The organism is Brevundimonas fluminis (assembly GCF_003934285.1).
In the GTDB taxonomy this organism is placed as follows: domain Bacteria; phylum Pseudomonadota; class Alphaproteobacteria; order Caulobacterales; family Caulobacteraceae; genus Brevundimonas; species Brevundimonas fluminis.
Map to the genome: position 1 here is coordinate 667,779 of NZ_RQWJ01000003.1, position 17,342 is coordinate 685,120.

General features: G+C 67.0%; 17 protein-coding genes and 1 tRNA gene. 7 read left to right on the plus strand and 11 right to left on the minus strand.

What is annotated here, in order from left to right; all coding sequences use genetic code 11:
• Positions 1-38 precede the first annotated feature (38 nt).
• On the minus strand, positions 39-287 hold the full coding sequence (locus EFJ44_RS13835; protein WP_164511884.1) for a hypothetical protein: 249 nt from the start codon (positions 285-287) through the stop codon (positions 39-41).
• 151 nt (positions 288-438) lie between these two features.
• On the opposite strand from EFJ44_RS13835, the gene EFJ44_RS08280 reads away from it, so the two are divergent.
• Positions 439-2,172, plus strand: coding sequence for an ATP-binding protein (locus EFJ44_RS08280; RefSeq protein ID WP_125256711.1), 1,734 nt, complete (start codon positions 439-441; stop codon positions 2,170-2,172).
• Here the strand turns inward: EFJ44_RS08280 and EFJ44_RS08285 are convergent.
• The 3 genes from EFJ44_RS08285 to EFJ44_RS08295 form a co-directional block, all read right to left on the minus strand.
• Positions 2,169-3,245: a CaiB/BaiF CoA transferase family protein gene (locus EFJ44_RS08285; protein WP_164511885.1), complete on the minus strand. Its 1,077-nt coding sequence runs from the start codon at positions 3,243-3,245 to the stop codon at positions 2,169-2,171. The genes EFJ44_RS08280 and EFJ44_RS08285 overlap by 4 nt on opposite strands.
• 29 nt (positions 3,246-3,274) lie before the next feature.
• A tRNA-Lys gene (locus EFJ44_RS08290) sits at positions 3,275-3,351 on the minus strand.
• Positions 3,352-3,447: 96 nt separating this feature from the next.
• Positions 3,448-5,652 (minus strand): TonB-dependent receptor domain-containing protein, encoded by a 2,205-nt coding sequence (locus tag EFJ44_RS08295; protein WP_164511886.1) that lies wholly within the window; start codon positions 5,650-5,652, stop codon positions 3,448-3,450.
• 317 nt (positions 5,653-5,969) lie between these two features.
• On the opposite strand from EFJ44_RS08295, the gene EFJ44_RS08300 reads away from it, so the two are divergent.
• Both EFJ44_RS08300 and EFJ44_RS08305 read left to right on the plus strand, forming a co-directional pair.
• Positions 5,970-8,276, plus strand: a complete 2,307-nt coding sequence (locus EFJ44_RS08300; protein ID WP_125256714.1) for a M1 family metallopeptidase — start codon at positions 5,970-5,972, stop codon at positions 8,274-8,276.
• Positions 8,277-8,444: 168 nt separating this feature from the next.
• On the plus strand, positions 8,445-8,846 hold the full coding sequence (locus EFJ44_RS08305) for a YkgJ family cysteine cluster protein (protein WP_125256715.1): 402 nt from the start codon (positions 8,445-8,447) through the stop codon (positions 8,844-8,846).
• 180 nt (positions 8,847-9,026) lie between these two features.
• On the opposite strand, the gene EFJ44_RS08310 is transcribed toward EFJ44_RS08305, so the two are convergent.
• A complete protein-coding gene (locus EFJ44_RS08310; RefSeq protein WP_125256716.1) occupies positions 9,027-9,251 on the minus strand; it encodes a hypothetical protein in 225 nt (74 codons plus the stop codon).
• Positions 9,252-9,459: 208 nt separating this feature from the next.
• On the opposite strand from EFJ44_RS08310, the gene EFJ44_RS08315 reads away from it, so the two are divergent.
• Positions 9,460-9,903 carry a hypothetical protein gene (locus EFJ44_RS08315; RefSeq protein WP_125256717.1) on the plus strand — a complete coding sequence of 148 codons (444 nt, stop codon included), beginning with the start codon at positions 9,460-9,462 and terminating at the stop codon, positions 9,901-9,903.
• Positions 9,904-10,421: 518 nt separating this feature from the next.
• Here the strand turns inward: EFJ44_RS08315 and EFJ44_RS08320 are convergent.
• The 6 genes from EFJ44_RS08320 to EFJ44_RS08345 form a co-directional block, all read right to left on the minus strand.
• Positions 10,422-10,667 (minus strand): hypothetical protein, encoded by a 246-nt coding sequence (locus tag EFJ44_RS08320; protein ID WP_125256718.1) that lies wholly within the window; start codon positions 10,665-10,667, stop codon positions 10,422-10,424.
• A 222-nt stretch (positions 10,668-10,889) separates the two neighbouring features.
• The gene (locus EFJ44_RS08325; protein WP_125256719.1) at positions 10,890-12,005 is read right to left on the minus strand and encodes a hypothetical protein; all 1,116 of its coding nucleotides are present in this window, start codon (positions 12,003-12,005) and stop codon (positions 10,890-10,892) included.
• Between the two features lie 1,352 nt (positions 12,006-13,357).
• Entirely contained in the window at positions 13,358-13,612 is a 255-nt protein-coding gene (locus EFJ44_RS08330) for a hypothetical protein (RefSeq protein ID WP_125256720.1), read from the minus strand.
• A complete protein-coding gene (locus EFJ44_RS08335; RefSeq protein ID WP_125256721.1) occupies positions 13,609-13,881 on the minus strand; it encodes a hypothetical protein in 273 nt (90 codons plus the stop codon). Before EFJ44_RS08335 ends, EFJ44_RS08330 begins: the two co-directional genes overlap by 4 nt.
• 11 nt (positions 13,882-13,892) lie before the next feature.
• Positions 13,893-14,111 carry a hypothetical protein gene (locus EFJ44_RS08340; RefSeq protein ID WP_125256722.1) on the minus strand — a complete coding sequence of 73 codons (219 nt, stop codon included), beginning with the start codon at positions 14,109-14,111 and terminating at the stop codon, positions 13,893-13,895.
• A 306-nt stretch (positions 14,112-14,417) separates the two neighbouring features.
• Positions 14,418-15,044 carry a tyrosine-type recombinase/integrase gene (locus EFJ44_RS08345; RefSeq protein WP_125256723.1) on the minus strand — a complete coding sequence of 209 codons (627 nt, stop codon included), beginning with the start codon at positions 15,042-15,044 and terminating at the stop codon, positions 14,418-14,420.
• 168 nt (positions 15,045-15,212) lie between these two features.
• Between EFJ44_RS08345 and EFJ44_RS08350 the strand changes: the two genes are divergently transcribed.
• From EFJ44_RS08350 to EFJ44_RS08360, 3 genes are all read left to right on the plus strand, one after another.
• Complete coding sequence (locus EFJ44_RS08350) at positions 15,213-15,644, plus strand: hypothetical protein (protein ID WP_125256724.1); 432 nt, start codon at positions 15,213-15,215, stop codon at positions 15,642-15,644.
• A gap of 478 nt (positions 15,645-16,122) precedes the next feature.
• Complete coding sequence (locus EFJ44_RS08355; protein WP_164511887.1) at positions 16,123-16,914, plus strand: glucodextranase DOMON-like domain-containing protein; 792 nt, start codon at positions 16,123-16,125, stop codon at positions 16,912-16,914.
• Positions 16,911-17,339 (plus strand): hypothetical protein, encoded by a 429-nt coding sequence (locus EFJ44_RS08360; RefSeq protein ID WP_164511888.1) that lies wholly within the window; start codon positions 16,911-16,913, stop codon positions 17,337-17,339. Before EFJ44_RS08355 ends, EFJ44_RS08360 begins: the two co-directional genes overlap by 4 nt.
• Positions 17,340-17,342: the final 3 nt, after the last annotated feature.

Sequence of the window (17,342 nt, forward strand, 5' to 3'; positions counted from 1 at the left end):
GGTCGCCTGTTCCAGCGGGCGCCGGGGCGCCGGGATCGTCAGTAGAAGAGGGTCTCGCTTTCCGGTCGCACCGTCTCTTCGGACGTGCGCTTGTCCTCCGGCAGGGCGGTGGTGTCGGTCGGCGGGGTCGGAGTCGGCGCGGTCTCTGCCGGCGGCATCTCGGCGGGGGGCGGGGCCACCTCGACGGGAGGGGACGGCTCCAGGCCCTCGTCGGTGGGTTCGGGGCGGTCGCACGCGGCGACGACGAAGGCGGCTCCGACGGCCGCAAGAGTCAGAATTCGCTTCATGGTTCAGCTTCCCCCGGATGGATCCAAACGGCCGAACGTCCGGCCGGCTTGACCGTTCCATAGCGGGGTTCCGTGGGCAGGTCACGGGGGCCGGGAGGCAACCCTTCCTTTGCATTTCGACTGCGAAACTTGACGCTGAGGGAGCGTTCGCATGTCAGGTTCCGGTTTCGCCTTCGTGGCCCGCGTCCGGCGGAAGGAGCTGCCGACGCGCATCGCGCTGGCGGCCTTCATCGGCGGCACCGCCTGGGCCATCCAGCAGTCGACCTGGCCTCTCTGGTGGTTTGGGGCCGTGATCCTGACCCAGACCCTGGACTGGGCCGTGTTCCGGTCCCTCACGCGCGGCGCGACCGCCGAGCCCCGCGGCCTTCACAAGGCCGCCTGCCTGGCCTCGGCCGCGCTGACCACGACGGTCTATTCCGCCATCGCAGCCTACCTCTGGTTCCAGGGCGGCACCCTTGGTCAGCAGTTCGCCATGGTCCAGATCGCCGGGGCCCTGCTGCACGTCAGCTTGCACATGCACCACGAGAAGGCCCTCCTGATGGCGGCGGTGATCCCGCACGGGGCCTATTTTCTCGGGTTGCCGGTCGTGAGCGCGGCGTTGCAGGGCAACTGGCACGTCCTGCTCGTCGCCATCGCCTGCCTTCTCTACGTCGCCCATCTGGTCGCGGCCGTGCGCCAGACCTCGGCCACGACCCGCTCCCTGCGCGAGGCCAACGCCGTCGCCCAGGCCGAGCGCGGCCGCGCCCAGATCGCCAGCGCCGCCAAGTCCGACTTCCTGGCCACCATCAGCCACGAGATCCGCACCCCCATGAACGCCGTCCTGTCGGCCGCCACCCTGCTGCGGCGGACCCGGCTCGACGCCCGTCAGCGCGAACACGTCGACATGCTGGCGGACGCCGGCGATGTGCTGATGGGCCTGCTCAACGACGTGCTGGACTTCTCCAAGATCGAGGCCGGCAAGATGGAGATGGAAGACGCAGAGATGGACGTGCGCGAGCGCATCTCGGCCGTGTCCCGCATCTGGTCGCCGCGCGCGCGGGCCGAGGGCGTCCGCCTGACCGTCGCCGTCGCCGACGACGTGCCCGAATGCGTTCGAACCGATCCTCTGCGGTTCCAGCAGATCCTGTTCAACCTTCTTTCCAACGCCGTGAAGTTCACCCGCGACGGCGAGATCCGCGTCCGCGTGGCCTGGGCCGAGTCCGCCTCGACCCTGAGCGTTGCCGTCGAGGACACCGGCATCGGCATTCCGAAGGCGAGGCTGGCGGGCGTGTTCAACAGCTTCGAACAGGTGGAGGCCGGCACCACGCGACGCTATGGCGGCACCGGCCTGGGCTTGGCCATCTGCCGCCGCCTGGCCGAGCTGATGGGCGGCTCGCTGGAGGTCGACAGCGAGGAGGGCGTCGGCTCGACCTTCACCCTGATCCTGCCCGTGGCCGCCGTCGGCGCGCCGGCGCGCACTGCGGCGGCACGAGAAGACGTCGGCCCCGTTCTCAGTGGGCGCGTGATCCTCGCCGCCGACGACCACGAGGTGAACCGGCGCATCCTCGCCCTGCTGCTCGAGCCCCACGGCTGCCGGCTGGTCAGCGTCGAGAACGGGGCCGAGGCCGTCGACGCGGCCGCGCTGGAGCGGTTCGACGCCATCCTGATGGACATGCAGATGCCGGTCTTGGACGGCCTGCAGGCGACGAGGGCGATCCGCGCCGGCGGCGCCAACGCCCGGACCCCGGTGATCGCCCTCACGGCCAACGCGCTGGACGTCCATCGCGCAGCCTGGGCCGAGGCCGGCGTGGCCCGCTATCTGACCAAGCCCATCGAACCCGCCCTCTTGATCGCGGCCCTCGCCGAAGCATGCCAGGAAAGCGCCTCCGCCCGGGCCGCGGCCTAGGCGTCCCAGACCGCCAGGGCTTCCCGGAGGCTCATCGAATCCGCGGGGTCGGGTTGGGCGCGAGCACCGTCGAAGACCGGCGCCGGCCGCGGGAAGCCGCGGGCGTCGAACGTGCCGCGGGCGACGTTGTGCGGGTGTTCTCGCGCCTCCGAAGGTGTCAGGACCGGCGTGACGCAGGCTTCCGTTCCGGCGAAGCGCTCGGCCCAGACGTCCCGGTCGGCCGTGGCGAACACCGAGGCGAACAGTTCGTGCAGAGCGGGCCACCGCGTCGGATCATGCTGGGGAGCCGCGTCCGGCTCTAGCCCGAGCCCGGCCAGAAGCGCGGCGTAGAATCGCGGCTCCAGCGCCCCCACCGCCACGAACCCTCCGTCGCGACAGGCGTAGCAGCGATAGAAGGGCGCGCCGCCGTCCAGCAGGTTGGCGCCCCGCGCCTCGCTCCACAATCCGCGCGCGGCGAGGCCCGAGAACAGGCCCATGAGCTGCGCCGCGCCGTCCGTCATGGCGGAATCGACGACGCGGCCCACGCCGGTCCTCCGCGCTTCCAGCACGCCCGCCAGAACGCCGACGACCAGACCCTGGGCGCCGGCCGCGTAGTCCCCCACCAGGTTCAGGGGAGGGCGCGGAGGGCGATCCGGCTCCCCCATCGCATGGAGCGCGCCCGACAGGGCCAGATAGTTGATGTCGTGCCCGACCTGATCCGCCAGCGGCCCCGACTGACCCCAGCCCGTGACGCGTCCATAGACCAGGGCCGGCGCGCGCCTCGCGACGTCGGCTGGACCCAGGCCCAGCCTCTCCATCACGCCCGGACGGAACCCCTCGATCAGGGCGTCTGCGCGCGCCAGCAGATCCAGCACGCGCTCGCGGTCGCCGGGCGACTTCAGGTCTACGGCGACGGCGGTCCGACCGCGATGCATCACCGCCCCGCCGACCTCCTGGAACGCCGCCGCCCCGGCCGAGGACGCGCGCGTCAGCCTCAGCACACGCGCTCCCATGTCGGCGAGCAGCATGCCTGCGAACGTCACCGGGCCCAGCCCGTCGAACTCGATGATGCGGAGGTCGGAAAGCGGCCCCATGACGCAGAACCTCATGAAGCGGGGGGGAGTGGTACGTCCTCTCGGGCTCGAACCGAGGACCCTCTGATTAAAAGTCAGATGCTCTAACCAACTGAGCTAAGGACGCACGTCACCTGCGGCCGCGGCCGCGCCGGGCGTTCTGAGTCATTCCGCCCGGCAGGTCAAGGCTTGGGCGCCTGCCGGGCGCAGACTCTCGCAGAACTCAGCCCGGCCCGCCTGCGCCGGTGTTGAAGTCGAACGCGGGCTCCTGACGGCGCGGACCGCCGCCGAAGTTCCAGGTCAGGCCGACGAAGAAGGCCGGCTCCTGGAAGCGCGCGGTCACACGGTCGCTGAACGCCGGGGTGTCCACGACGATCTTCTGCTCCGCGGTGTCGAGGATGTTGACCCCCGTCAGCGTCAGGCTCAGGTCGTCGGTGAGCTTGCGGCGGTAGCCCAGGTTCAGGATGCCGAACGCCTCTCGATAGCCCTGCGCCTGCAGCTGTTCGCCGTTGTAGAAGCCGTTGATCTGGAAGAAATCGTCCGGCGTCGGCTGCCAGTTGATCGAGGCGCGCACGCTGGCGCTGGTTCCGCTGCGGTCCGCCCCCGCGACGCCCGGCACGAAGATGTCGTTGCGGAACACGGTGCCCGACGCATTGTAGCTGATGCCGAACGGCAGCTGGCCGTTGGCGATGAACTCCACGCCCATGCGCTGCGATTCGCCCAGGTTCTCGCGGGTCGTCAGCACCACCCCGCCGCCAAGGTCCTGCACGACGTCGGTCACGCCGCCCGAGCTGTCGCGATAGAAGGCCGTGGCCGAGTAGAAGGTCCGGCCGGCACGCATCTGCCAGCCCAGCTCGTAGCTGTCGGTGATCTCGGGCTCCAGGTCCGGATTGCCGCGTCGCAGGTTCTGCGGGTCGATGTAGACGGTGAACGGATTCAGGTCCTGCGGCGAGGGCCGGGCGATCCGCCGGCTGTAGCCGCCGCGCAACCGCTGGCTCTCGGTCAACTGGTAGCCGAAGTTCAGGGTCGGGTAGGCGCGGAAGTAGTCGCGCTCGACCTGAACGTTCTGGGTCACCTGATCGAGCTCGAACTCCACCTGCTCCAGGCGCAGGCCGAACTGGACGTCCAGATCGCCGAAGGGCCGGTCGTAAGTGCCGTAAGCCGCGTGGATCGTCTCGTCGTAGCGGAACAGGCTGTTCAGTCCCGCCACCGGCGCAAGGCTCGCGAAGTCGGGCCCGCGGAAGCCGAAGTTGTCGAACTCGTTGTCCTCGACGTCCAGCTCATAGCCCACCTTCAGGGTCCGGCGCTCACCCATCGGACGGGTGTAGTCGACCTTGACGCCCCATTCGTCGGAAGTGGTAGAGCCGCCGATCCGCTCGACTGAGTCCGAACCGCCGCCGGCGGTGACGTCGGTCGTCGCCTCGGTCAGGCGCTCGTTCTCGTTCGTGCCGTATTCCAGATCGACCACCAGCTCGTGCTGCTCCCCGAACTTGCGCCGGAAGGAGGTGCGGCCGTTCAGACCCTCATTCGTGAACTCGGCCGCGCCGTCGCGCACGTAGGCGTCCAGCAAGACGCCGGTCCCGTTCTCCCGGGTGAACAGTTCCTGGCCGACGCCGTCGACGCTGAACTCGCGCCAGCCCAGTTCGCCACTCACACGGTCGCGCTCGTTCAGGTCGTAATCGGCGCTGATCCGGGCGTTCATGGCCTCGAAGCGGCCCTCGTTGAGCCCTTCGTTCTGCTCGATCCGCTCGTCGGCGGGCGTCGGCCCGGGACGGAAGCGGGTGCGGCTCGATTCCTGCTCATTGGCCTGCACGCGATATCCGACGTCGCCGGCCAGCGTCAGGGCGCCGTCGCGACGGCTCCCGCTGATCGAGACGTTATACCGGTCGTCGCCGCCGTATCCGAGGCGAAGGGTGCCCGACTGCGTGGCCTCGGTGGTCTTCTTCGTCACCAGATTGATGATGCCGCCCGATCCCTCGGGGCTGAAAGCCGCCGACGGATTGGTGATGACCTCGACGCGCTCAAGCGTGCCGCCCGACATGGCCTGGAGGGCGTCCGCCCGGCTGCCGCCGCTGAACATGGCCGACGGACGTCCGTCGATCAGGATCGTCACGTTGCCGTCGCCGCGCAGGCTGACGTTGCCCTGCAGGTCGACCTCGACGCCCGGCACGTTGCGCAACACGTCGGCGACGGAGCCCGACTGGGCCTGCAGATCGTTGCCGACGTTGTAGCTCATCCGGTCGGCCTGGGTCAGGATGTCGGGGCGCAAGCCCTGAACCACGACCTCCTCGACCTGGGTGTCTTCTTCGGCGCGTTCGGCCTCCTCCTCGGTGCGCGGCTGCGGCCGGTCCTGGGCCAGGACGGCGCCGGCGGGCAGGGCGAGGAGCAGGGCGAGCGCGGTGGTCGCCAGCAGCGTGCGGGAGCGCATGGGAAGGTCTTTCGAGAGAGTCGGGTTCGATGATCTTGTTGGTATTCGCCATACGCCGCAGCGCGGCCGCTGACCGGTTAAATTTCGGCAATCCTCCAACACCTTGGCCGCAATCGCGCCATGATCGGCGGCGGATGAGGGGGACATGGCGGGCTCCCGGGGCGTGGTCGGTCGGAGAATTGGCGCGTTCCGGGCCGGCTGGCATGAGCATGGCCTGAGGAGACGGTGAGAAGCGCGCCGCCTGCGCCCTTGCGTCGCAGCTTTGGCCGGCTAAGGTCCGCCCGCGATTTCGACGCTTTTCCGACCGGAGCACGACGATGCGGCTGAAACTTCTGATGGTGGCCGCCTCCGGCCTGGCGCTCCTTGCCTCGGCGACCCAGGCCCAGGTCAGCGTCGGCGCGGCGGACCAGTCGAAGGGCGAGTACGAGGACGCCTTCCGCCAGTTCGAGGGCGAGGACTGGCCGACTCCCAACGTCTATCGCGCCGCGACGGGCCAGCCCGGACCGGAGTACTGGCAGCAGAAGGTCGACTACGTCATCGACGTGCGTCTCGACGAGGCGGGCCGCAGCCTGACGGGCAACCAGCGCATCACCTATCGAAACAACTCGCCTCACGAGCTTCCCTACCTCTGGTTGCTTCTGGACCAGAACGGCTTCAAGCGCGACTCCATGGACCGCGTCACCTCGACGACGGGCGACGAGGGCACCTACGGCATGTTCGACATTGCCCAGGTGCTCATCTACCAGGACTGGGAGGGCGGCTTCAGCGACCTGACGGTCACCGACGCCCGGGGCCGGCCGTTGCCGTTCCTGGTCAACGACGCTCTGATGCGCATCGACCTGCCCGCGCCGCTGAAGCCGGGCGAGAGCGTGACGTTCAACATGGGCTACAGCCTGGCGATCGGCGACGGCGATCTGACCGGCGGCCGTTCGGGCTATGAGTGCTTCCGCGCCTCGGACGGCGGGTCCGACTGCATCTTCCAGCTGGCCCAGTGGTTCCCCCGCCTCGCCGCCTTCTCGGACTATGAAGGCTGGCACCAGCTGCCCTACCTCGGATCGGAGTTCCCGCTGGAGTTCGGGGACTACGAGGTGTCGATCACGGTTCCGGCCGATCACGTCGTCGCCGCCTCCGGGGTGCTGCGCAACGACAACATCCTGACCGCCGAGCAGCGCCGCCGCATGGCCGCGGCCCGCACCGCCACCGACCCGGTCTACATCGTCAATCCGGCCGAGGCCGCGGCCGCCGAGCTGGGCTCGGTCGACGGCACCCGCACCTGGACCTTCCGTGCCGAGAACGTCCGCGACTTCGCCTGGGCCAGCTCGCGCAAATTCGTCTGGGACGCCATGGGCGTGCCGAACGGCGATCCCGAGATGCCGGTCGTCATGGCCATGTCCTTCTATCCGGGCGAGGCGCGCCCGCTGTGGGACCAGGTCTCGACCCGCGCCGTGGCGCACGCGCTGGAAGTCTATGGCGAGGCGACCTTCCCCTATCCCTATCCCACCGCCCAGTCGGTGAACGGCCCGGTCGGCGGGATGGAGTATCCGATGATCACCTTCAACGGCGCGCGCCCGATCCGCGCCGCCGACGGCACGCCCCAGCGCGTGGACGACGTGAAATACGCCTTGGCCGGCGTGATCATCCACGAGATCGGCCACATCTGGTTCCCGATGATCGTCAACTCCGACGAGCGTCAGTGGGTCTGGATGGACGAGGGCATCAACACCTTCGTCGAGTTCCAGGCCGAGAAGCTGTGGGACGCGGACTTCGACGCCTCGGGCGAGCCGCGCGGCGGCATCATTCGCCACATGCTGTCGGAGAACCAGCAGCCGCTGATGACCAACGCCCAGAGCCTGACGAACTACGGCTACGAGGGCTACGTGAAACCGGGCGTGGCGCTGACGGTCTTGCGCGAGACGGTCATGGGCCGCGAGCTGTTCGACCGGGCCTTCGCCGAGTACGGCCGTCGCTGGAAGTTCAAGCGCGCCACGCCCTACGACTTCTTCCGCACGATGGAAGAGGTCTCGGGCATGGACCTCGACTGGTTCTGGCGCGGCTGGTTCTACTCGACCGACCACGTCGACATCTCGCTGGACAATGTCGTCGTCGCCACGATGGAGCAGCCGGACGCCGGCGGTCAGCAGCAGCAGGGCCCGGCGACGCCGCCGGCGCCCGAGCCGCCGTCCGTCACCGTCCTGGCCGACCGCGCCGAGGGCCGCGTGCCGCTGGTCGAGCGCATGCCCGCGCTCGACAACCCGTCCGACGAGGGCTCCGCCGAGTTTCCGATCACGGACGAGCAGCGCCGTGTCTGGGCCGCGTCCAAGAGCGGTCAATTCGACGACCTGATCCGCCGCGCGGGGAGCTTCGACGGCAAGCTGTACCGCCTCACCTTCTCGAACGTGGGCGGCGTCGTGATGCCGATCATCGTCCAGTTCACCTACGACGACGGCACGATGGAGACGATCAAGATCCCGGCCGAAATCTGGCGCACCAACAACCGCAGGGTCACCTGGCAGCACGTGACCGACAAGACGGTCGCCTCCGTCATGGTGGATCCCATGCAGCAGACGGCCGACGCCGACCTGGCCAACAATGGCTGGCCGCGCGCCGCCGCGGCGGCCGAGTGATCTAGTGGCGGGCGGGCGGCGTGGGCTTCGGTCGCGCCGCCCGCTTCTCGCGCTCGGCCCGCATCCGGGCGATCAGCTCCGGGGCCGGGATCAGCAGCATCATGGCACGCCTCCGCTTGCGAACGATTCTCAATCTGCGAGCGAGTCGCGAATGATGCAAGCGCGGCTGTGAAGACCTGTGGCGACTGCGGCCTGTGCTGCAAGCTGATGGGCGTGACGGAATTGGAAAAGCCCGCGGGCAGGTGGTGCGTCCACTTCCGGCGCGGGCGCGGCTGCGACGCCTACGAGGCCCGCCCCGCCTCCTGCCGGGTCTTCAACTGCACCTGGCTGCTGACCGAGGCCCTGGACGAGTCGTGGAAGCCGACGGTGAGCGGCTTTGTCATGCACGCGGACGCGGGCCGTCTGATCGTCGAATGTGATCCGTCCCGGCCCCATGCGTGGCGCGCCGCGCCTTATCGCGAAATGCTGGAGCTGTGGGCGGCCCGGGGCCAGGAGGTGCTGATCTTCGCCGGCCGCCGCGGCCTGCGCCTCAACCCCGACGCGTCGACGCGCCCGGTCGCCCGGACCTGATCAGCGGCCGGTGGCGGCGCCGTCGGTCCGCCTTGACCGGTTTCAGTCGTATGCCGGGAAGTCCTTGCAGGGCAGGGGTTCACGCGAACCTCAGCTTCAGGCGTCGCTCCGGCCGTGCCCGCCGTTGCAGGCTGGCCTCTGGACCAATTGACGTCGGGCCGCCCGCCGATGCGGCGGCGGCTAGAGATCCCGGTCGGGAGGGCCGTCCTCGTGCAGAGTGTTGCCGTGGCGGTCGACTGAAAAGAGGTAAGCCGATCCTGCGTTGACCCGAATGCGCCGGCAATCACGGTGCCGGGCCAACAGCTCGGGGATGACTTCCAAGGCCCGCGAGGCGCTGCCCGTCGCGACGGTTTCGATCGGCGACGCATCATCGTCGCTAAACACGGTGATGACGAATAACTTCATGGCGTGAAGGCGCTGTCAACTTAAGTGGTAAGTAGAGACGCGGCGAGTTCAAAAGCCTAACGATTTCAGTCGCAAGGCGCTTGCGCGCTTCGCGGCCCACGTGCCGGCTGGGTCGTCGTGATCGAGAGCTGCCTTGGTCCAAGTGTCTGTTTTGACGGCAAATCGCGCAACGGGCTGCAACTCTACCGACGACTACTCACGAGTTAAGTTGACAGCGCCGATCGCGGACCGCGACGCGGGCCTGACGCTGCGCCCGGATCGCACCGTCGCGGACGCAGGCCTCCAGCGCGTGCTGGACCGGCGCTTGGCGTCGGACGGCGCGGACGCGCAGGGGCTGTCCGTAGGCCTGACCTTCCAGGACGTCGACGGCCGCTGGTGCCGGACCTTCCAGTCCGAGCGCGACGGCTGGGGCGGCCTCGCCTGCCGGGCCGACGAAGCGTGGACGGTCACGGCGCTGGCGGCTCTGGCTCCACCGGACGGAGAGGTGCGCATGGCGTCCTCCGAGACCCCGCCCGCCGTGCTGGCCGCCGTCGATGAGTCCATCGCCGGGACGACCGCCGATGCCGTCGCCGAAGCTAGGGCGCGAGACCGCGGCTGGAGGCCTGACCCAAATGGCGACTCGGCGAACTCGGAGGCGCCCGTCGGGTCATGACGGCGCGCCCGGCGGCCGGTTCGGCTTGAGAGCGGTGATCCTGCCCCTCCGCCCGTGCCGGCAGCCCCGCACGGTGACGACGTTATCCGAGGGCGATTGAAGGTGCCTGCGTGGGAAGCTCGTCGGCACGGCCATCGCGCTCGGCGTGCGCCGCCGGTCACGAGGGGCGTGCCGCCCCTGATGAGCCTCGTTCGTGTAAACGCGCCACGCCTCCCGCGCGCGTTTTCGCAACTGCACTGAAGCTCGCGCTGCCGGTGCCTGATACTGTTCGTCCTGGCCTTCGCCCTGGCCGCGTGCGGCGGCCAGCGCCCGCCGATCAAGCAGTTCGTCCGCACCGTGCGGGTCGAGGTTCCCGTGTCCGTCCCGTGCGCCGCGCGCGTGGGGCCGCGGCCCGACTATCCCGACGGCGACGACGCCCTCAGGGCCGCGCCGGACCTGCTGGAGAGGGTGAAGTTGCTGCTGGGCCCTTGGTCAGGCTGTAGAGGTTGCACATGGCGAGGCTCTGAGTCGGCGGGCGCTCAGCCTGCGCGGTATCGGCGCGCGGCCTGGCAGATCGGAACCTCGCTGGCGTTCAGGTAGCAGTACTCCACGCTGTCTCCGACCACGACCCAAGCGGCTCCGTTCGGCAGAACGCCGACGCCCGTAGTTGAAGCGGTCGCCATTTCGGCTTCTCCACCACCCACCTTGGCGGCCACCGACAGACCGGTCGCGCCCACGGCGATGGCGGCGGCCAGTCCCAGCGCGATCCGAACGGACCTGGTCATGCGTGTTCTCCTCTCGATTTGCGCGGCCCTCGCCGCTTCATATCCGGAACCGATCACGGGGCGCGGACGGTGTCGAGAGGCAGAGCCGGCCGTGCGAGCGGTCCCCCGGCGGATCGCGCCGCCCATGGAGAGTGGGGGTGGGGAAGTGGGGAGGCCCGCTCCCGACCCATCGAGAACATAGGCCAGGTCGGTTTATGGGCGTGTGCCGCTAAGGATGCACTTCTACCCGCTGGCCGTAGTCGGCAGCCTGCCTCTGAGAGTACACGTCGGATTGGGCTCGCCCGCGCCAGGGCATCCAAGCAGGCCCACCATATCTGGGTGGCGGGCGATGGTCTGGTTGACGCGGAACTGCGACGGGGGGTGAGTGGAAGACTGGGGCGCGTCGTAGCCGTCCGTGGCGTAAGCGATGATCTTGACGACCTGCTCCGGCGATGGGGGCCCTGCTGGGCGAGCGCGCAACCTCCGCGCCAGGACCAAGGCGCCCCAATGGTCTGCCGTTATTTCATCAGCCAATCCCGGTTCCCAGATATACGTCACCTGGGTAATGGACCGGTAGCAGGCCGCCATACCCGCATAGGCCTGAGGCCAGACCGACGAGTCTATGGCGTGGCCGAGTTCATGACCAAGAGTGTACGCCATGGCGTCCATCGCGTCGGCGCGGCTCGCGTCGAAGTCGTGCAGCCCTAAAGCTAGGCCGGGGCAAAGCACCACGCTGCCGAGCGCAAAAAAGGCGTTTGGCTTTAAACCATTCCGCCCGCAAGACGATTGATATGACCGGTAGGCTTGCACGGTCAGTTCGGGTTCACCGGTCGCATTGCCCTTTCGTCGCTCGTGACTGATATAGCTGCCAACATAGTCTTCCGCAGTCTGGATCAGCGTCACGCCTTTCAGCTGTTCCGCCATCAAGCCAGACAGTTCGGTTGAAAGGCCGGCGTCGGTTCGGAGATGCGCCGCTATAGCTGCTTTCGCCGCCTCAAAAACTTCCTGAGCCATTGGGCCATCAGGCCCCCAGCTGGTGATCTCGTCAGCGCGGCGGGCGCCTTCAGAGGTAGCCGACCGGGCCATCGCGTTGAACATGCTGGGAGTCGCGGTGGGGCCAAGTGTGTCCCAGTATTTGGCGTTGAGGCTTGTATCGAGCTGGTCAGCGTCGGCGCGTCCTTTCGGCACGGCGGAGGTGAAACCGAAGAGATCGCCGCACCTTAAGGGATAGTCCTGATCGGTCGCCTTTGCTGACGCGAAGCCCGCCAAGGCGACGGCGCTGACCCCCACCAACCAGGTTCGCATCTGCATCGCCTCCGTCTTCAAGAGGAAGCTCGTCGACCCTCGTGTCTTGGTCAAGCTGCACGCGCGCTAGTGAACCTAAAGACCAAGCAAACCATGGCAGACATCACGGCATGGCGCTGTCGTTTCAGGTGCTGAGGTCCGCCACCTACCCCTGGCTGACGTCAGCGGGTCCGCCTTACGCCAAACCGCCGCAAGTCCGCTCTAGCTTGCGACGCCTGGGGCAGCTCCCGACCCGTTGCAGACAGAGCCTCCCCAAGAGTTCTTAGCGCGCAGCGGCTTGCTCGAAGTCCCGCAGCGCAAACTGAGGTCTGGCGCAGGAGCTTGTGAAAAGCGTGCCGCCTTGCGTGCGGGCAAGAACCAGAACCTCTCGTGATTGGACGAAGTCTATACCGCAGGTAGCTCCCCAAGCACCGGGCGCGTGCGCGATCCGCTGAACAGCGTTGTGCCTCCCCTTCAGGGTGCGGGAGACGACGAACTCCGTCACCAAGTGTCCTTCGCGCCCCGTTGCCGAGTCAGGCACGGTCGATACCGCCTGTCCAACAAACGCGACATCGGCATGCCCGAGTTGGTCCGAGGCACTCCTCCAAGTTTGGCAGGAGCATGCCCACGCCACTCCGGCTATCAGCACCAAGGCAGTTGCACAGATCAGCGTGGTAATGATGCGCATGACGGGACGTTAGCAAAGGCGCATCGGTTCCCAAAGTCCGCTTCCCACCCTTAGGTGACTGTCGGCTCCCGACCCAAAGCGGACGCTAGGGATTCTGGATCACTTCCGGGGGCGGACTTTGATTGCGGGATACTGACGTGCTTCCCACAAGCGCTAAGAAGCCCGCGATCCCAACGAAATCCGGCGCGTGAGTGCTCCCTGTGCCCATGGGGTCAGAACAGATTTCTGCAAGCATCGGCCAAGCTGGGCCATTGCTCACGACGGCCTCACTGTCCAGAGCCTGCCGATGCAGCACTCGTCCGTCAGGCGCGTAAAACCGCCGCTCGTAAAAGCCGTAAGAGCGGGAACCACAGTGGACTAAAAACGTCGTGGAAGCCGCGGCTGCGCCCGGATACTGCCGCAGCAGGACACTGTCATGGAGTAGAACTTCCACCCTGTAGCCATCGGGGATTGAGGCCCTAGCGGCGATCAGTTCTGCAGCCGGTATCGACGCTGAATGAAGCATTCGCCCCGGCCCGCCGCTCGCTACCAAGGCTTGCGAGCATGAGGCTGAGGGCAATGCGCTCACGCTCAGTGCGGCAACCGCGAAAATAGCGTTTCGGCGAAACAGCTTTTGCAGACGCATCGTCCTTCGGACCCCCACGAACTCCAGTCCGAACTTACCACCCTCAACGGTGGATGTCCGCTTCCTGCCGAGAGCCGTGTGTCTGCTTTCCACCCTTAGCAGTCGCACGGCAGGTCAGCTTTTCGCTCCGACCTCACCATCCGACCGCCGGTAATAGTCCCCGATCGAGAAGCGCAGCTGGACCGCCGGCGGACCCTTCGCCCCGCACCGGCTGCACGTGACGCGGAAGGCGGCCTGGCCGAGGTCGTGAGACGGGTCCAGCCGCGCCCGGGCGTCGGCCGGGCCGAGGTAGCCCGAGCGGCCGCAGGGCTGACACCAGACGTCCAGCCCGATCTCCTTGTCGATCCAGGTGGAGATCGGCAGGGTCACAGCATCGGCACCTCGCCCTCGGCGCGCGGCGGGCGGGCCATGAAGACGACCTTGCCCGGGCAGTGAAGCCGCCGGCAGTCGGACGTCCGCCCCCAGAGCACGAAGCCGGGGCCGCGCGTGCGCTCCAGCCGCGCCAGATCCACCTTCATCTGCAGGCCGCAGACCCTGCAAATGGCGTGGACCGGCCAACCCTCGCGCCGGATCGCCGCCACGTCGGGCGCGACCGCGCGCCACTGGGCCGGCGACCAGCGGCCGTGTCGGGGGTTCATGCCCATGGGGCTCAGTGCGACGTGACGTCGGTCCGCAAGCCGAGGCGCCGGGCGTCATTGGCGGCGTTGAGGCGGGCGATGAAGCCGGGCTGCGCGGCCTCGATCTCTCGCACCAGGTGGCCCAGCCCGGCGCGGGTGTCCGACCCGGCGGGCGCAAAGAGGACTTCGGCCAGCCGCCGCAGGCGTTCGGTCGCTTCGTCGTGGTTGTTCGGCGCGGTTTGATCGGTCATCGTTTCCTCCGTCGCGCCACCGACGTTCTTGCTTTGTTCTAATTTCGCGTGGCACGCAACGGGGTCAGCCGAAGCGAGCTGGGGATGAAGCGGAGTCGCAAAGAACTTGCACTCGTGGCGGCCGTGGTGCTGGCGACAGCCGTCCACCTGGCCGCCCTGGTCGCCGGCGCTCTGAGCTAGCGGAGTGTGCGGGTCGCGAAGAAGGAAGCTCTCACTGATATGCGAGAGAACACCCCACTTCGGCAGGTATAGCGCAGGTCAAATTGCCGGAGACGCCCAGCGAAGGCGCTTTGGCCCGGTCATGAGTCACAGATCGATCTGTTCCGACATCTCCAGGGCGTCGTCCACCTCGATGCCGAGGTACCTGACGGTGCTCTCCAGCTTCCTGTGGCCGAGCAGGAGCTGACAGGCGCGAAGGTTGCCGGTCTTCTTGTAGACGAGCGACACCCTGGTGCGCCTGAGGCTGTGGGTCCCATAGCCCTGCGGTTCGAGGTCGACCATCCGAACCCACTGATCCACGAGCCGTGCGTATTGCCGGGTGCCGATATGCTGGCCCGGGCGGCTGCGGCTCGGGAACAGCCAGTCATCTTCCCGCTCGCCGCACACCTTAAGCCAGGCCGCGATCGCGTCGCGCGCCGGCTCCGTGATCTCGAACGGCACCGGCCTCCCCGTCTTCTGCTGGATGACGATCGAGCGCTGGCGAAGCGCGCCGCCGGGAGCCACGTCACTGACCCGAAGCCGGACCAGGTCACAGGCTCGCAGCTTGGCATCCAGGGCGCAGTTGAACATGGCGAGATCGCGAACCCTCTTCGCGACTTTCAGCTGCTGTCGAATGGCCCAGATGTGCTTCGGCTTGAGTGGCGCCTTGGGGCCGATCAGACGGCCGGCATTCCATGGGCGCGTGGGTTGCTTGAACAGGTCAGACTGGCGCATGGCCAACCTCCATTGAGGTCGCCTCCCTGTCCGTGGCCCAGTCTACGCTCTCTGAATCTGTTCAGCGCCAGTTGCGGACATCGCCCGATGCACCGAAAGTCGACCTTCAGCCGGCCCTCACGACTGACCTAAGACTGCGGCCTGCATAGTCAGCTCTGGGGAGGAGCCATGAGCCAGAACAAGCAAGTTGCGGCGGCCATGGGGCGGGTGCCCCTCCTTGACCTGCAAGGACTAAAGACATTGCGGGAGAATGCTCTACGGTTCGGTGAGGACGCAGCGCCCCTTGTTCAAGCGATTGACGCGCGCTTGGCTGACTTTGACGCCGCTGGCGGGCTTGCCCACCACCGGCTGGAGTTCGCACGGCAGATGTTACGGATCGTGGAGCGTGGCCGTCCTCGTCAGTGGCAGGAGGGTAGGTCCGTTTTCAACAAGGCTGTCCTTGAGAACGGTGAGAATCCATTCGTTGCATGGATGAAGGGCAACACCGCACGGCAGATTCCCATCACCAAAGCACTAGAAGATGTACTGCCTGAGTTTCCGCACATCGAGCGCGACAAGGACGTACAGTCCGGAAGAGTGTCGTGGCGCCTGAAGGGCTAGGCGGCTGGAAAGACGACTGAGCGCCAGAACCGGACCTTGAATCCCTCCTGAAAAGACGAAATCAGGCGACTGAATGGTGCTGTCAACTTAAGCTGCGGGTAGTCGTCGGCAGAGTTGGAGTCCGTTGCACGAGTCGCCGTCAAAACAGACACTTAGGCCTAGGCGGCTCCCGATCACGACGAACTCGACCGGCACGAGGGCCGCGAAGGGCGCATGTGCCTTGCGGCTGAAATCATTAGGCTTTTCAGATCGCCTCGTCTCTACTTGCCCGCTAAGTTGACAGCGCCGACGAGCTGCTGTCTACACACTCTTCTAGCCCCGAAGCATCTCATCAACAGGAGCGCCCGGCGTGCCGTGCCAATACCCCGCTGATATCGAAGCAGTCTGACGCATCCTGACGGATCTTGTACTGCTCTTGACGCTACCTTCGACAGCGTGGCCTCATCTAGATAGCCTTCATATAAGAATGGGGACTGGCTTGCGTCTTCTCGCATTCGTCCTGGCTTTGATTACGGCCGGCGGGGCCCAGGCCCAAACTGTGATTTTTAAGGACCCCAGCGGCGATGACCGCGGGCCGGGTCGCTACTCATATCCAACCGATCCGGTTTACGTTCCCGGGGCTTTTGACCTCACAGAACTCCGGGTGGAGGTCAAAGGCGATTGGGTCGAAGTCAGCGTCGAAGTGGCAGCAACCCTCAGCAACCCCTGGGACCTCCCGTTCGGCTGGTCGCTCCAGTTCCCCGTGGTTCTACTGGGAGCAAAGGAAATCATGGACCAACGCGACCTTCCCGGGATGAATGCGACCTTCGGGTTTCCAGGCTGGGATCGCGCCGTCTTGATCAGTCCTCTTCCGCCGGCACAGGTTGGGCGACACGTGTCGGAATTTCGCGGCCTCGATCGAGATGTCGTCATATCGCCGACCCGCGCCAGGGTTGAGGGCCGACGCATCATCGCGACGGTGAGGCGCAGCGAGCTGCCCGCGGGGGACCCCGCCTTTTGGGGATACCAGGTCATCATGATGAAACACGACGCGTTCCCCACTCCCGGCTACCTCCTGACCCGCGGCGTGAATGAGTCCGCCGGATTCCACGTGTTTGGCGGGGGGGACGACGGGCACTGTGATCCGTCCATCATCGACATGCTCGCGGGAGAGGGGCACGGCGAGGCCGAAGAGATTGAAGCTCAGTACCAGGTGCTTTCGGACTATGAGTGCGACGCCTCCGGAGAGCCGCTTCAGTTCGCGAACATCCCAATGGTCTTTCTGCGATGAGCGTTCGCCCCTTGATCTCCCGTCACATCATCGCGTGGGCCGCGGCCGCGCTCGCTCTGGGGATCGCCTCTGAAGTGGCGGCGCAGGTTCACAACGGCCCGGGGGTTTCCGAGCCGGCGCTGCGGTCTCCAACCCAGGCAGAACTGGACCAGGCCGCCAACACCGCTTGGATGAATTGGGTCAGTTGCCTTCAAGATCAGGCGCTTGGTCTGACGCTCGGGGCCGTAGATGCCGGTGCTTCGCCACCCACATCGTCTGTCGTCTTCGCGGCATGCGAGGAGAAAGAGGCGACCTTCGTACATGCGGCGGAGGCCGCCTCACGAGCGATGGTTTCACCTGAGGCGCGGCTGGCGATTCGAACCCGGCAAGAACAGTCGATCAACGAGCTGATCCGCAGTACTTATTCCGGCTATAATCATCGCTGAGGC